This window comes from Paenibacillus sp. IHB B 3084 (genome assembly GCF_001447315.1).
In the GTDB taxonomy this organism is placed as follows: domain Bacteria; phylum Bacillota; class Bacilli; order Paenibacillales; family Paenibacillaceae; genus Paenibacillus.
The window spans coordinates 4,359,247-4,373,522 of record NZ_CP013203.1; the positions used below are offsets into that span (position 1 = coordinate 4,359,247).

Annotated in this window: 14 protein-coding genes; 4 read left to right on the forward strand and 10 right to left on the reverse strand. The window is 42.0% G+C overall.

Annotated elements, in window-relative coordinates; translation table 11 throughout:
* Positions 1–113 precede the first annotated feature (113 nt).
* Positions 114–698 carry a DUF4879 domain-containing protein gene (locus ASL14_RS20455; RefSeq protein ID WP_134913244.1) on the reverse strand — a complete coding sequence of 195 codons (585 nt, stop codon included), beginning with the start codon at positions 696–698 and terminating at the stop codon, positions 114–116.
* 297 nt (positions 699–995) lie between these two features.
* Between ASL14_RS20455 and ASL14_RS20460 the strand changes: the two genes are divergently transcribed.
* Positions 996–2,213: an ISL3 family transposase gene (locus tag ASL14_RS20460; RefSeq protein WP_134910372.1), complete on the forward strand. Its 1,218-nt coding sequence runs from the start codon at positions 996–998 to the stop codon at positions 2,211–2,213.
* Positions 2,214–2,746: 533 nt separating this feature from the next.
* On the opposite strand, the gene ASL14_RS29115 is transcribed toward ASL14_RS20460, so the two are convergent.
* Entirely contained in the window at positions 2,747–2,869 is a 123-nt protein-coding gene (locus ASL14_RS29115) for a hypothetical protein (protein ID WP_257721129.1), read from the reverse strand.
* A gap of 132 nt (positions 2,870–3,001) precedes the next feature.
* On the opposite strand from ASL14_RS29115, the gene ASL14_RS20470 reads away from it, so the two are divergent.
* Positions 3,002–3,922 carry a recombinase family protein gene (locus ASL14_RS20470; protein ID WP_223264375.1) on the forward strand — a complete coding sequence of 307 codons (921 nt, stop codon included), beginning with the start codon at positions 3,002–3,004 and terminating at the stop codon, positions 3,920–3,922.
* Between the two features lie 180 nt (positions 3,923–4,102).
* Here ASL14_RS20470 and ASL14_RS28310 read toward each other — a convergent pair whose 3' ends face one another.
* The 3 genes from ASL14_RS28310 to ASL14_RS20480 all read right to left on the reverse strand — a co-directional run bounded on the left by ASL14_RS28310 (position 4,103) and on the right by ASL14_RS20480 (position 5,438).
* Positions 4,103–4,273: a hypothetical protein gene (locus tag ASL14_RS28310; protein ID WP_223264066.1), complete on the reverse strand. Its 171-nt coding sequence runs from the start codon at positions 4,271–4,273 to the stop codon at positions 4,103–4,105.
* A gap of 322 nt (positions 4,274–4,595) precedes the next feature.
* A complete protein-coding gene (locus ASL14_RS20475) occupies positions 4,596–5,129 on the reverse strand; it encodes an SMI1/KNR4 family protein (RefSeq protein ID WP_134913245.1) in 534 nt (177 codons plus the stop codon).
* A gap of 30 nt (positions 5,130–5,159) precedes the next feature.
* Positions 5,160–5,438 (reverse strand): HNH endonuclease, encoded by a 279-nt coding sequence (locus tag ASL14_RS20480; RefSeq protein ID WP_134913246.1) that lies wholly within the window; start codon positions 5,436–5,438, stop codon positions 5,160–5,162.
* A gap of 126 nt (positions 5,439–5,564) precedes the next feature.
* Here ASL14_RS20480 and ASL14_RS28315 point away from each other — a divergent pair, with 126 nt between their 5' ends.
* Both ASL14_RS28315 and ASL14_RS28320 read left to right on the forward strand, forming a co-directional pair.
* Positions 5,565–5,897, forward strand: coding sequence for a transposase (locus ASL14_RS28315; protein ID WP_335338635.1), 333 nt, complete (start codon positions 5,565–5,567; stop codon positions 5,895–5,897).
* The gene (locus ASL14_RS28320) at positions 5,873–6,106 is read left to right on the forward strand and encodes a transposase (protein ID WP_223264068.1); all 234 of its coding nucleotides are present in this window, start codon (positions 5,873–5,875) and stop codon (positions 6,104–6,106) included. Before ASL14_RS28315 ends, ASL14_RS28320 begins: the two co-directional genes overlap by 25 nt.
* 361 nt (positions 6,107–6,467) lie before the next feature.
* Here the strand turns inward: ASL14_RS28320 and ASL14_RS20490 are convergent, their stop codons facing one another.
* The 5 genes from ASL14_RS20490 to ASL14_RS20510 all read right to left on the reverse strand — a co-directional run bounded on the left by ASL14_RS20490 (position 6,468) and on the right by ASL14_RS20510 (position 14,264).
* Entirely contained in the window at positions 6,468–6,983 is a 516-nt protein-coding gene (locus ASL14_RS20490; RefSeq protein ID WP_134913247.1) for a hypothetical protein, read from the reverse strand.
* A 55-nt stretch (positions 6,984–7,038) separates the two neighbouring features.
* Positions 7,039–9,276 (reverse strand): hypothetical protein, encoded by a 2,238-nt coding sequence (locus ASL14_RS20495; protein WP_223264069.1) that lies wholly within the window; start codon positions 9,274–9,276, stop codon positions 7,039–7,041.
* Between the two features lie 699 nt (positions 9,277–9,975).
* Entirely contained in the window at positions 9,976–10,881 is a 906-nt protein-coding gene (locus tag ASL14_RS20500) for a hypothetical protein (protein WP_134913248.1), read from the reverse strand.
* 1 nt (position 10,882) lies between these two features.
* A complete protein-coding gene (locus ASL14_RS20505) occupies positions 10,883–13,768 on the reverse strand; it encodes a CdiA C-terminal domain-containing protein (protein WP_189338187.1) in 2,886 nt (961 codons plus the stop codon).
* A gap of 25 nt (positions 13,769–13,793) precedes the next feature.
* On the reverse strand, positions 13,794–14,264 hold the full coding sequence (locus tag ASL14_RS20510; protein WP_189338188.1) for a DUF4280 domain-containing protein: 471 nt from the start codon (positions 14,262–14,264) through the stop codon (positions 13,794–13,796).
* Positions 14,265–14,276 lie beyond the last annotated feature (12 nt).

Below are 14,276 nucleotides of genomic sequence, written 5' to 3' on the forward strand. Positions count from 1 at the left end.
CGGTTAAGGGATTGAACCCACCGCATCCTTCCTCTGTAAATCATGTACTTAATTGTAGAAAGTACTGGGATAACCTTCTTGTTATTACACTTCATGAAAATTGCGAGTAGGAGTTAACGAACATTAATCCATGCTTCCGCAGTATTCCAAGGAGAATTTGCGGAACGAACAGTACTTACAAATTGTCCGCCTTCACTAGTGCCTTCATAAATCCAAGAACGGGCCCAAGCATCTATGATACTATCGCCATTCAAATCAAGAGGCTCAGTCCAATTATTTGTCATAATACTGCCGCCGAGCTTACCATAGTGAGAATTGTCATAACCAATCTGGTAAGTAATACACTGAATCCAATCCCCATGGTGATCATTATTAGTGTTAAACGGGTTGCTATTGAACCCATATATCTCTTGACCGCCATAAGGAGATGCGACAGCGTATACATTAATGTGAGATACCGGTGGGGCAGATGCCTGGACAATTGGGCCATCATTGTTTTTAGCTTCTTTAGATTCATCAGCTTTCTGAGATTCAAATGTAGCCTTAGCCGCCTCCACAGCAGCAAGAAACTCATCGGAATTAACAATCTCTTCCTTCGTCAAGGGTTGGGCTTGAGTATCATCCCCTTTTGCAAAGGCAGAAACATTAAACGAAAGAGCTAGAACAAGAATAAGAGCCAAACCGCACAACTTTTTCATAGCAATAAATCCCACCTTTCTCAGATATGGCTATCCTAGTACTGAATCATACGATTATGACGAAATTATTTCCCCTGGCAGCTAATTATCCTCCTCTCTTTGAGAATTGTCCTTCCCTTCTCATTAACTGTATACAGTAATAAAAAGGTAGAACAGTTACAGGCTAAAAAAACTGCTTCTTCGCTAAAGTAAATGTTAGATGTCTGTTTAATAGAGAAAGTGTCCATACTGTCTAGTAATAATAGGAAGAGGACGGGATGGAACATGTGGACCCCATTAAGCAAAAAGGATAATCTAATGAATGATGTGTTCAAGTTCATGTTAGACCTTGAAGAACCCTGGAAATTAGCTGATATTGAGTATGACCCGCAAGAAGAAGCATGGCACTTATTTATTGATTTTGAACGAGGAGCCCTGTTTGCCTGTCCGCATTGTGGAGCACCTTGCAAGGCCTACGATGCAGAGAAAAAACAGTGGCGCCATCTCGATATTTGGAAATGGAAAACCTATTTACATGCCCGGGTTCCCCGAACAGACTGCAAACAATGTAATAAAATCACGTTGATTCCCGTGAAGTGGTCCCGGCCGTTGTCGCATTTCACCTTGGATTTTGAGGCCTGGGCCATGCGTTTAATGGCTGAAATGCCCGTCAACGCAGCAGCGCGTGAATTACGAGAACATGACACACGCATGTGGCGGATTTTTCATCACTACGTCAATCAAGCCATGACCGAACTGGACGTCAGCTTAGTTCGGCGGATCGCCATCGACGAAACGTCCTCGCGTCGGGGTCACCGCTACATTACCTTGTTTGTGGATGTGGACACCAAAACGGTACTTTTTGCAACCGAAGGAAAAGGCAAAGATACCTTAGCGCGTTTCAACCAGTATTTACTACAAAAAGGCGTAGAATCGGCACAAATACAGGAAATCTGCTGCGATATGTCTCCCGCCTTTATTCGAGGTATTGAAGAGCAGTTCCCCACAGCCGAAATTACCTTTGATAAGTTCCACGTCATGAAGATGGTGAATGAAGCCGTGGATGAGGTGCGTAAAGCCGAGCAGAAAGAAGAACCTGGGCTCAAGCGAACCAAATATCTATGGTTAAAGAACAAAACGAACTTGAAGGCAGAGCAGCGAGATACCTTGGAAAGCCTGAAGGACAAAAACCTAAAAACAGGCAGAGCCTACCGCTTAAAATTAGCCATGCAGGAACTATGGACGACCCCGCACGTCTTTGCTGACGTCTATTTACGGGAGTGGTTAGGCTGGGCTAGGCGCTCACAGTTGGGAGCGATGATGGATCTGGCAAAGACCGTGAAACAACATGAAGAAGGCATTCTGCGTTGGTTTCACAGCCGGATGACCAATGGTCTGCTTGAAGGCATAAATGGATTAGTGCAAGCAGCCAAACGAAAAGCACGTGGGTACAGAAACGTCCATAATCTAATAGCTATGGTCTACATGACCGCGAATAAACATCGGCTTCCAGCACTTGCAGCACACAGGCCCTAAACCCATTTTTACCCCGTTCCCTTTATACCATTTCTTTAAGAATCTACTGAAACAAGCTTGACTATGAACCTATTTCTATACGGCGTTACCCATCCAATAGAGCGAAGAGCCAAAAAACTCTATGATGCAGGAATATATATAAAGGATGCCTGCTATCGATTATATGTTGCAGACAGAATGAAAGCTCATTTATGACTCACTAATTTCTTAGTTAGCGGTAGAGCTAATACCCGTATTAAAAAATTTATCTTTCCAAAACAAATATAAAAAAATTACTTAATTATATTATAATTGAAATATATTCCATATTATTTGAATATAGAGTACACCTTATTATCATTATAAGTCAAGATTTTTCATGAATATTATGATTTGTTAAAAAACGCTTAAGCTTAGAAAGGATTTGATGATGTAAAAGTCCTGCGAATGTTGGGGTGCAAGCCGAGGTAAAACAACCGTTACGAGCAGGCATTGAGCATCGACTTGGAGACGTTCAATTCGCGACAGCTTTCTGTTCGTTCCGGGCTTTGCGGTCAAGACTTATAGCTGAGTACAGCCAGCAAGGATGCAGCGAACTCCACGATGCCTCCGAACCAAGACACATCGATCAGCTTCGCTTTCGTTGTCACCCATCCGCCGAGAGCCGATCTGACCACAATGCCCAGCTACGGATTCACTTCTTTCAGTAAGACATCATGCGCCCCCCCTGCTTTCCCTCGTGCTCAATAGCATCAAGCCGTTCCTGGATGCGAACCAACTTAGTCTGTTGTTTGTCCACAATGGACTGAATCAAAGCGGGTGGCGATACGTGGTGGGATTCCTCCATTACCTTAATTCTGACCAATGAGAAATATTACGGAGCTTTGCTTCAGCAAAAGACGGTAACGGTAGATTTTCTAACCCACAAACGAATAAAAAACCGAGGACAGGAGCAGCAATATTTAATTGAAAACAACCATGAACTGATTGTATCCAAGGAACTATTTGAAGCGGTGCAAAAGGAAAAGGAAAAGGAACAGAGAGCCAAGCTGAAAGGGAGTGTGATGGGGGATAGTAAAAGATACTCCAGTAAATACGCACTGAGCAGTAAAGTATATTGTGGATGCTGTGGGGCCATTTTTAAACGACGAACCTGGAACAGCAATAATCCATCCAAAAAAGTGGTATGGCAATGCAAAACGTATGTCAATGAAGGGAAAGCAGCATGTGATGCCAAATCAGTTAATGAACAAGTTTTACATTCCGCGTTTGTACGAGTGTTTAACCGGATGTATGAGAACAAGGAAAGATTGATTAAAACGCTGAAAGCCAATATTGAATCGGTACTTTCCAGCAAAATAGGGCAAGAACCGCTATTGGACATTGAAGGACAGATGCAACAATTGAAATCCGACTTGAAGGAATTAGTGAATCTCAAGCTACGGAATCAAATTGACGAGAGCGTTTATGATGAAGAGACGAACAGACTTTCCACTGAGCTCAACGAGCTACGGCAGCAGATGCTGATATTAGAGGAGGAAGAGGATCAGAAGGAGAAAATTAAGGAACGTGTCGATGAAATCATACAAATTCTAAGCTCGCGGCAAGATATACTAGAACAATTTGATGATAACCTGTTCAATGCGTTGGTGGAGAAGATCACGATTCTCTCACCAGCGAATCTTGTTTTTACCTTGAAAAGTGGAATGAGCATAGATGAAATCATTTAAGGTTAATAGAACAATGTTAAATGAATTCAGGGACTAGAGAAACCATAGGCTGAAACAATCAATGGGCTAACGAATATTTGTGGAGTGCATGACGGGAAGAATCAATCGAATCCCGTCTTTGACTCCTTCCATGTAGATAGATTGTTTGTCCTGACTTAGCTGATAGCCTATGGCTTCTTCCTATTCGGATAGCAGTTGCTGAACATCCTCGTTTTGATTTATTTTGAATTGATCCATTTTGGTGTATAGATTTTTGTCCTCTGATGAACATGAAGTCTGTTCACGGGCTAGTTCTAATTGATAAAACCGCTGGCGTAATGCTTCGAGAAACCAATCCGGCCAGTTTGACATGGTACATTTCCCCTCCCGTTGTTGAAGTGTGTGTATGTTAACTCTGTTGGGGAGGGATGGCAAGTTATTGTTTTTGGTGTAGGGAGATTGGTGGGGCTGCTATTTTTTATTTCTTTTTAATTGAAAAAAAGTCCATTCCTCTTATGATTCAAATTGGAATGGACTTTCAAAATTTTAGAGTGACCCATCTTAAATAAAAGGGTAAATGAATTTAATATATATTTAATAATGATTTCTCTAAATAATCCACTCCCGAATCTATATAATTAAGTTCATTTATTTATAGCTATGTTTAGGGCAGCAGCTTTAAAGAGTTATCCTTTTAGTCTCTAGGAGAAATTAATTTAAGAAAAGCTGCGAATGATTCACATACAAAATCTAATGTTTCGTCCTGCCAGTCTTCAAGTGATTTTTCTTCTAATTCCTCTTCGGTTATTTCACTTTCCAAGATTAAATCTTCATGGTTTTGAAACAAAATTTCCGGTTCATTTGTATCTTTCCTGTAATCAAATAAAAATTTATCACCAGATCCATTAATAGCAAAGGGAAATATATTTTTCGGTAAAGCCTCACTTAAAGTATCGTACGCTAGTTCAATTGGAGAAATTACTTCTCCAAGAACTTCTTTTTCTATTAAAGACAATAGTTGTATAGACCATGTTAATTTCCCAGGTACTTCTACAACGCCCGTCATCTCTTCACCATTTTGATCTATTATATATGGTACTGATCCATCATGATTTAGCACAATTTCTACGTACTCTTTAGGAAAGCGGATATTCCATCGCTCCTCAAGACCTCTCAATTTGCTTTCATCTAAATTTATATTATCAGACCATTTTAGCTCATATCCCATTTTAATTCTCCCTTCTAATTTATTAGAGGTTTAATCGCCATTACCCCATATTTTATTTCCACCAGTATGATTTACTTTACCATGAACATTCTCATCTACCAACTGCATTCTTCCTGTTTCTTGATGAGGATGCCAAGTAAAGCCAGGTATTTTATCATCCCCTTTTATAATGGCACGTATTTGTTTCTTATCATATTTTAATACATCCTCTAAATATGTGTTTAAATCCAAATTTGCTGCTTTTGCCTCCAGTTTTAGCTTTTCACAGTATAACTTTGTTGAAGCTTGTAAATGGTTAGGACGAGACATATTCAGTAGTTGTTTTGATGTGTGACTCTCTAGGGCGTGTATTCAAACTACAAAACAAAGTTAAATCGTGGTAAATTAGAAGTTATGAAGAGACGATACGAAATCCAAGATGATTAGTGGAAAAAGATAAAAGATGTGCTGCCGCCGGAGCGAAAAAAGCAAGGAGGTCGACCTGGAACAGACAACCGTGTGATGCTCAACGCGATGCTGTGGGTCGCCCGTAGCGGGGCACCATGGCGTGATATGCCAGACTATTATCCTTCTTGGTCCTCAGTGTGCACCCGGTTTCGCCGCTGGCAAATCGCCGGCATCTGGGATCGAATTTTAGAGCATGTTTCAATTGAACCCGACTTCGAAAGTGTAATGATGGATGCGACCATTGTTCGTGTCCATCAGCATGGAGCCGGGGCAAAAGGGGGCAGTATTTTCAGGCTATGGGAAGGTCCCGAGGCGGACTGACCACTAAAATTCACGCCGTTGTGGATGCTTTAGGCAATCCGTTGCGCTTAGAGTTGACGGCCGGACGACGTCACGACTCGGTCATGGGCTATGAAATGCTGAAGTCGATGGATTTAACCCAAAAACAAGTTCTGGCCGACCGGGCTTATGACACAAACCGGATTCTCAAACTCCTGGAAGGAGCAAGACGAGACTCCAGTTATTCCTAGCAATAAAAACCGTCTAGTACAGCGAAAATGGGACAAAGTAATCTATAAAGAACGGCATTTAGTGGAGTGCTTTTTCAACAAAACTAAACACTACCGTCGCCTAGCGACTCGCTTTGATAAATTGACATGTACTTTCAAGGCTTTTTTGACGTTGGCTTCGATTATAATCTGGCTTGTTTAGGTTTGAATACACGCCCTAGTTTCCAAAGTACAAAAAAGACTCATTCCTCCTCAATGTTCAAGTTGGAATAAGCCTTTGCGAGTTTATCAAGCGATCGTCAAGTTTTTTAATAATTGGTTGTATTGTACGATCTTGTTGGTGGGGGTGTAAACCAATTTATACAGGGGTTCTGATCTCCATTTATTCATCCCGTTGAAGATCAAGCTCATCTAAAGTCCTATCACTTATATCCTCTGGTTCAACTGTACTCATATCCGTAGAGACAATTCGAGAACGTCCACTACTGCCACAAGTTAATTCTCCATGATGGTATCTTATCCTTCCCCCTCTACTAAATAGTTTTATAATTGGAACATATAATTCTTGAAATTCAAGTGCAACAAGCTTGCTCTCACCAGCTAAATAAGCCCATTCCAAATAATTTTTACACGTTGATTTGACAAGCCATTCATCTTGAATTTGGTTTAATTCATCACAAAATTCGTATATATCAATAGGTGCCTTTATGTCACACATATCCGCAGCACTAAAAACCGCTGGCCTTCTGTTAGGATCTCTGCTTATATAATCATAAAATAAAGATCCTCTTCTTAGGAACTCGTATAATAAAACAGCATGTGAAGGCTTGTTTGGCTCTTCATATTCCCAATCAATATTTTTTATTATAGATCTAGCTTTTTCAAACATCTGATTCAATTGAACATCTCCTGTCTTATCTTTACCATAATACCATATATGGTATATAATGGAGTTATAAAAGGCTTTCATCTGGTTTAAAATCTGGGTCTGGATAGTCTTTTGGTGGAGGAGGTGCCAAGTCATGTGCTCCCTCATTGGGCGGTTTTCCAGTCAACCCTCGCTTAGGATCCCATGATTCAATTTTACGATATGGCATTCCTTCTTGCATCATCTTACTTTCTGCTAATTCATGATCTGCTAATTGTCTAAACCATGTTTTTTCTAAAGGTGATAATTCAGCCTTAAGTGCTTTCTCCCATCCATATGCTATATGATAATCTGGGTGAAAGTAGCCTTGATAATAATATTTCCCATAGATAGGGTCAGGCAAATTAACATGTTCCGATAAGAAAAGATGTTTTTTTAGATCAACTGCCTCTTCTAAGCTAAGACCTGTGTTTTTGGAAAAAGCTTCGATTTCTTTCATATCTAAGCCTGTTGACCTTAACCTGTCATATGTCTGTTGTGCTATTAATTCTTGCTTAATAAAAGGTTCAAATTGAATTGATTCTCCTCTTGGTTCAATGGGTTTCACATTTAAGGGTTTACCTGTCCCCTTATTACTCTTACCTGTGTACTCTCCTGATTCTAACGCATCAATTTGTTTTTGTCTCTCAGGCGTGATTTTTGCACCCGCTTTGGAACGAGGGATATCAGGACCCAGATCATGAAACTTATAATGACCTCCAGCCGTTGCGAGGATCGGTGACCTTTTAGTTATACGGATATTCATCTTTCGGGCTACACTCTGCAAGTAACTACCCAAGGATTCGAAATTGGTCGGGAAACGGATGGCGTTCGTTTTGAATTTTCCATCTCCGGCCTTCGCTAGAGCAGAGTCGGCTTTCGCTGTGTCCCCGAATAATCCCGGCGCTCCACCTTTTCCACCGTTCTTTTCTTCCACACCCTTGATTCCTTTAGATAAAGAGGCTTCTTCTTTGCCTAGCTTTCCTAAATTTTTAGTGAGTTTGACTCCTCCTTTGACGATTGTAATTACATCCACTCCACGCTCCACAGCTTTTATGCTGTCATACCCTGCATCATAACTTTCTTGCTTCGTGTCTGTCAGCGGGTTTGGAATAAAATTATTCCACTTTTTCACAAGAGGTTCTGTAAAACCATCCCAAGCCTTTTTCCCGTCATTGAGAAGTTCGTTCCCTGATTTTTGAAAAGTGACCGTTTCCGCAATATATCCTCCTGCATGCTTAATACCTTCAAGTGTCTCATTGCGCTCCAGAAAACCTTTACCGGTGTAATTTCCCGGCATAACGAAAGGAGTCATTACCATGGTTCCCATATCCGCTATATCGACAACTGAGTCCCATACCCCGCTTAAAAACTCCACACCCGCATCCCATTCTCCCTTGAGCGTGGAGCCTACATTCTCCTTCACGCGTGCTCCGAGCACACTTTGGATTCCCTTTTCAGCGACCTGCTTCTCAAAATCAGACAAAAGCGGCTCAGGGTAGTATTGATGGAGGGAAGCTTTAAGTTGGATTTCCGAACTCACGCTGTTGACTTCCTGCTCCAAATCCAGTGTATCGGTCGTTGTATTCAAGTGTAAGCCGTTGGTTCCTTTCAGCAGGATGCTGCTTCCTGCTGAAAGGAACCAACGGCTGCCGGTAGCTTGAATCTGAACATGCTGAGTACTGTTCAGGCTCACGCCATGATGGGCATTCATAGAGATGTACAGCGATCCTTCCTGCGCACTCATCGACAGTTCGGAGTTGCCCAAGGAAATTTCTTTACCTTGTGGATTCGCAAAGGATTTGACTCCGGGATCGGCAGTTTTACGTTGGTGACGTTCTGCTGGTGATTCGACCACGGCACCTTGAACTGCGTGAGATGAAGGGGCGGCAACAGTAGATGGTTTCGTCCGTACCGATTGGATAACCATCGCATCATCTTCGTCTGCACTTGGAAAATATAGCTTCACCTGCACCCCTTTTTCCGGCATGAGATACCACACCTGATTGCCCTCGGCAGAGTAGGGGAACCACTGGGCATCCTTGGGATTCTGCTGATCGTCCATATCCAAATGCAATCGAACCTGATTCCGGCTGACCTCCAGTATTTTTCCTTCAATAGCCGCACCAATGATGGTTCGATTGTATATTTTAGGGACCTTCAAGCCCGCCGACAGGGCGCATTCATACGACCAAGTCATCAAGCCATGAATCAATTGGCCCTCACGTTTGGTGATGACGTACGTTTCGTGATTGCGCTCGACTTCATCTCCCAGTTGCAGCATTTGATCCCACTCAAAGGTATACCGGGTGTAATCTCCAATAGTGGCCGATTTCCAGCCGTTCGCCTCCTGATCCAGATAGGGAGCAATCTTGCGCTGTAACGTAAAAGGAACCTCTTTCAATTGAATATGCTGCCGTGCCTGAGGGATACCGATCCAAATTTGCGCATGGTGTGAAACGATATTAGGAACGAGTAAGGCTCCCACATGCGAAGCCAGACGTTTTAAAAAGGTCCAATCCGTCTCCTGATACTGCATGATGAACTGGTCTTTCGCTTTTTTCTCAAAAGCTTCATCAATCTTGTCCGAGCCTTTATAATCGGCCAGTACCGCTCGGTTTTTTTGGCATGTCAAAAAGCTTATTCCTACTTAAAATTCAAGTTGGAATAAGCTTTTGAAAGTTTTTCAAGTGTGTCAAGTTGTTTAGTATTTGGTTTGTTAGTTGTATTGTCCGATCTTTCTGTTGAGGTTGTGAAGTGAGTTTACAGAAAGTATTCTACAAACTTTTCTGCTCAAGTTGAATTGCCCCCATGGGGATTGACACAGACTTTATGGAGCTATATATAAATATAGTTGCTTATGAAGTAACAATGCGAATCACCTTATCACTGAATTAACAGCTTGCTAGGGTGTTAATTTAATACACAACATTCTCCTTCTGGGTTTCTAAATTGTAGTCTAAAAGCAAAATAAAGGTTCTATTCAGCTAAGACCAACTTCATATAATAGACATTTTTCCACTGCATTTTTATTTACAGTTATAACGTCCTCTTTTCTTTCCATTAAAACAATTTCTTTGTAATCCTTTATCAGGTACCCTTTAATAACACTTAATTTGCAATCACCTTCAAGGCGTTCTATTACTCGTTTGAAGAAATTCATCATTACTTTTAATCTAGGATCATGTTGATCAGTATAAATATGGCCCCCAGATACATTTACTACTTGGCCAACATTATTTATACTCTGCGCTCCCTTTTGCACATCTATTTTGAAATCATTCCAGCAGATCCCAAACTCCGATCGAATATCAGGATCTTCGACTAGATTAACTTTACCTTCGTGAATGCAGTCATTAGCTATATCTATGATTTTAGGTTTTAAAATTTGTATAATATCACCACTTTTATTAATGTCTATCTGCAGTACGAACTTTTGATAAATCCCGTTCACATAGGAAAGCCCAAGTTTACTAAAGTCTCCGTCAAAGAAGTAATTATTTACAGTCAGAGATTCACTTCTTCTTTCCAGCACTTTGTTGTAATTTTCGTCTAGCAATATAGCATTTCCTTTTGTCCCACTTAGTAAATTACCTATGAACTGAATAAGCTTCAAGTCTCCACCAGGGTAAATAGTGACCCACAGGCCAAAATTCACATTCAGATCATACTCTTTAGAGATATCTTGGACGAAGTGTAAATTGGTGCTCACTCCAAAGGACTTGCAACTAAAATCTAGTGTATCTCCCTCACCATCTTCACTCTCTTCTTGCCTACTAATTTTAAGATCAACATTATCTTCCATTACTTTTCTCGCTTGTGAAATTAAAAATTCATCTGTTTCTTCTCTAGTTTGAAAATGAGTGTAGAAATAATAAGATAATTCCACTTTATTCTTCCCTCCAAAACCATCTTGTGATTTTACCGTCTTTTATAACAAGCAACTCTTCTAGATATTTTAAATCACCCTTTGGATTTGTTTTTCTTAAAACCTCATCTTTTAGATCATCTATGTTACCCTTAAAATTATCTAAATTTAATGCAATTCTTCTTGCCTGAGATTTGGTTTTACTTTGTATCTGATTAATAGCATTTTTTACTTTATCAGTTTCCGGCGCATAACAGTCAAAAACCTTACCTTCTATTATAAAGTCTGGGTTTGCAATGTCTTTTATTCCATGCCCATTTCCATGTTCCAATTCTTCTAATACCTTTAGATCATACCCTTCCTCTCTTAATAATTTTGCTGTTTCAAATTCTTTCTCATGTCCAGGTGACTTGTTCTTGGACGTAAGCATCTCAATTTCTTTATCTGTAAGTGCTCCACCTTTAGGTAACGATGGTTCAGTTAATTTTGCATTTCCCGTCCCTTTAGTGCTCTTACCCGAGTACTCTCCTGATTCTAACGCATCAATCTGCTTTTGTCTCTCAGGCGAAACCTTCGCACCCGCTTTGGAACGAGGGACATCAGGACCCAGATCATGAAACTTATAATGACCTCCAGCCGTTGCGAGGATGGGTGATCTTTTAGTTATACGGATATTCATCTTTCTCGCTACACTCTGCAAGTAACTCCCCAAGGATTCGAAATTGGTCGGGAGACGGATAGCATTTGTTTTGAATTTTCCATCTCCGGCCTTCGCTAGAGCAGAGTCGGCTTTCGCTGTGTCCCCGAATAATCCCGGCGCTCCACCTTTTCCACCGTTCTTTTCTTCCACACCCTTGATTCCTTTAGATAAAGAGGCTTCTTCTTTGCCTAGCTTTCCTAAATTTTTAGTGAGTTTGACTCCTCCTTTGACGATTGTAATTACATCCACTCCACGCTCCACAGCTTTTATGCTGTCATACCCTGCATCATAACTTTCTTGCTTCGTGTCTGTCAGCGGGTTTGGAATAAAATTATTCCACTTTTTCACAAGAGGTTCTGTAAAACCATCCCAAGCCTGTTTCCCGTCATTCAGAAGTTCGTTTCCTGATTTTTGAAAAGTGACCGTTTCCGCAATATATCCTCCTGCATGCTTAATGCCTTCAAGGGTCTCATTACGATCGAGGAAACCTTTCCCGGTGACGTTACCGGGCATGACGAAAGGAGTAGCCACCATGACTCCCATATCCACGATATCGACAGCGGAGTTCCATACTCCGCTTAAAAAATCCATACCCGCATCCCATTCTCCCTTGAGGGTAGAGGTGACATTGTCTTTCACGCGTGCTCCCATCACACTTTGGATTCCCTTTTCAGCGACCTGCTTCTCAAAATCAGACAAAAGCGGCTCAGGGTAGTATTGATGGAGGGAAGCTTTAAGCTGGATTTCCGAACTCACGCTGTTGACTTCCTGCTCCAAATCCAGTGTATCGGTCGTTGTATTCAAGTGTAAGCCGTTGGTTCCTTTCAGCAGGATGCTTCCTGCTGAAAGACTAAGGCTGCCGGTAGCTTGAATCTGAACATGCTGAGTACTGTTCAGGCTAACGCCATGATGGGCATTCATGGAAATGTACAGCGATCCTTCCTGCGCACTCATCGACAGTTCGGAGTTGCCCAAGGAAATTTCTTTACCTTGTGGATTCGCAAAGGATTTGACACCAGGATCGGCTGTTTTACGCTGGTGACGCTCTGCCGGAGATTCGGCCACAGCGCCTTGAGCGGCATGAGAGGAAGGGGACGCAACGTTAGTTGGTTTCGTTCGCACGGATTGAATGACCATCGCATCATCTTCGTCTGCACCTGGAAAATACAGCTTCACCTGTGCGCCTTTTTCCGGCATCAGATACCAGACCTGATTACCTTCGGCAGAATAGGGGAACCACTGAGCCTCATTAGGACTTTGTTGATCGTCCATATCCAAATGCAATCGAACCTGATTTCGGCTGACCTCCAGTATTTTTCCTTCAATAGCCGCACCAATGATGGTTCGATTGTATATTTTAGGGACCTTCAAACCCGCCGACAGGGCGCATTCATACGACCAAGTCATCAAGCCACGAATCAGTTGGCCTTCACGTTTGGTGATGACATAGGTTTCGTGATTGCGCTTGACTTCATCTCCCAGTTGCAGCATTTGATCCCATTCAAAGGTATACCGGGTGTAATCCCCGATGGCAGCCGATTTCCAGCCGTTCGCCTCCTGATCCAGATAGGGAGCGATCTTGCGTTGTAGCGTAAAAGGAACCTCTTTCAATTGAATATGCTGCCGTGCCTGAGGAATACCGATCCAAATTTGCGCATGGTGTGAAACGATATTAGGAACGAGTAAGGCTCCCACATGCGAAGCCAGCCGCTTTAAAAAAGTCCAATCCGTCTCCTGATACTGCATGATGAACTGATCTGTTGCTTTTTTCTCAAAAGCTTCATCGATCTTGTCTGAGCCTTTATAATCGGCCAGTACTGCATCTACAATCTCCACATACTTTTGATTGATGTGTTGAAAAGAACGATTTTTGAGCTGCGTATCCAGTTTGAAACTATGAGAAATGACATCGAGATTAACCACGATCTCTTGATGCAAGTGCTGTACATCTACGCAGTACAATTGCCCCATAAATAAGGGGTGTTTCCGTTCCTTGGCATCCGAATACCAGAGTTCGATCTTATCGTCACTGCTTGCTTTAGTAATAATCGTGTCTGCTTGATCGGCTTCCAAGCTGCCTGTGATCAGCAGTCTGGCATGTTCCCCCAACTCATGACTCATGCGGACGTGACTAAGACGCAGCTTGCCATAGGGCCAAGTGACATGTAAGTGCTGATAGGTAAAGCGGTCTTTCGCTACGATGTTCATCCCTTACTCTCCTTGCTTGATAAAATCAGCCATCTTGTCCGTCATCTGTAATGGAGATGATGCCTCCACCACCCGATCCCGTGGCGGAATTGTCCGTGCTGCCTCCACCAAAAAAGGAGGATATCGCCTCTTGTACACCTTGGCAGCTACACATTAAGGTAGAATTGTTGAGTAGGGCGGGTGCCCCCTCAATCAATACGTCTTCTTTCCCGCCTGTCCACTTGGACCCAAACGCAATCTCCGGTTCACAGGGAAGACCATGCTTCAATTTACACAGACCAAAAGCATTGATTTTGCTAATATTGGCTCCACAAATGGCATCGTCCACGTTCAGAACAGGTTTATCTTTAATGAAGACACCGTGGCTGTACATCATATTGAGCACACCAGGGTCTGTACCTTGACTGCACTGTAACTTGGCTCCTCTCACCACATAGGAATGTTCACCGCTGAGCGCACCTTGGGCCAGAGCTTTAATAAGTATAGGTAAAAACATATGAGTACCTCC

Bases quoted from the DNA above. Each gene is read 5' to 3' on its own strand.
- ASL14_RS20455 (WP_134913244.1), bottom strand. From the start codon at position 698: ATGAAAAAGTTGTGCGGTTTGGCTCTTATTCTTGTTCTAGCTCTTTCG.
- ASL14_RS20460 (WP_134910372.1), top strand. From the start codon at position 996: ATGAATGATGTGTTCAAGTTCATGTTAGACCTTGAAGAACCCTGGAAA.
- ASL14_RS28310 (WP_223264066.1), bottom strand. From the start codon at position 4,273: ATGTCAAACTGGCCGGATTGGTTTCTCGAAGCATTACGCCAGCGGTTT.
- ASL14_RS20475 (WP_134913245.1), bottom strand. From the start codon at position 5,129: ATGGGATATGAGCTAAAATGGTCTGATAATATAAATTTAGATGAAAGC.
- ASL14_RS20480 (WP_134913246.1), bottom strand. From the start codon at position 5,438: ATGTCTCGTCCTAACCATTTACAAGCTTCAACAAAGTTATACTGTGAA.
- ASL14_RS28320 (WP_223264068.1), top strand. From the start codon at position 5,873: ATGGGAAGGTCCCGAGGCGGACTGACCACTAAAATTCACGCCGTTGTG.
- ASL14_RS20495 (WP_223264069.1), bottom strand. From the start codon at position 9,276: ATGCTGCAACTGGGAGATGAAGTCGAGCGCAATCACGAAACGTACGTC.
- ASL14_RS20505 (WP_189338187.1), bottom strand. From the start codon at position 13,768: ATGAACATCGTAGCGAAAGACCGCTTTACCTATCAGCACTTACATGTC.
- ASL14_RS20510 (WP_189338188.1), bottom strand. From the start codon at position 14,264: ATGTTTTTACCTATACTTATTAAAGCTCTGGCCCAAGGTGCGCTCAGC.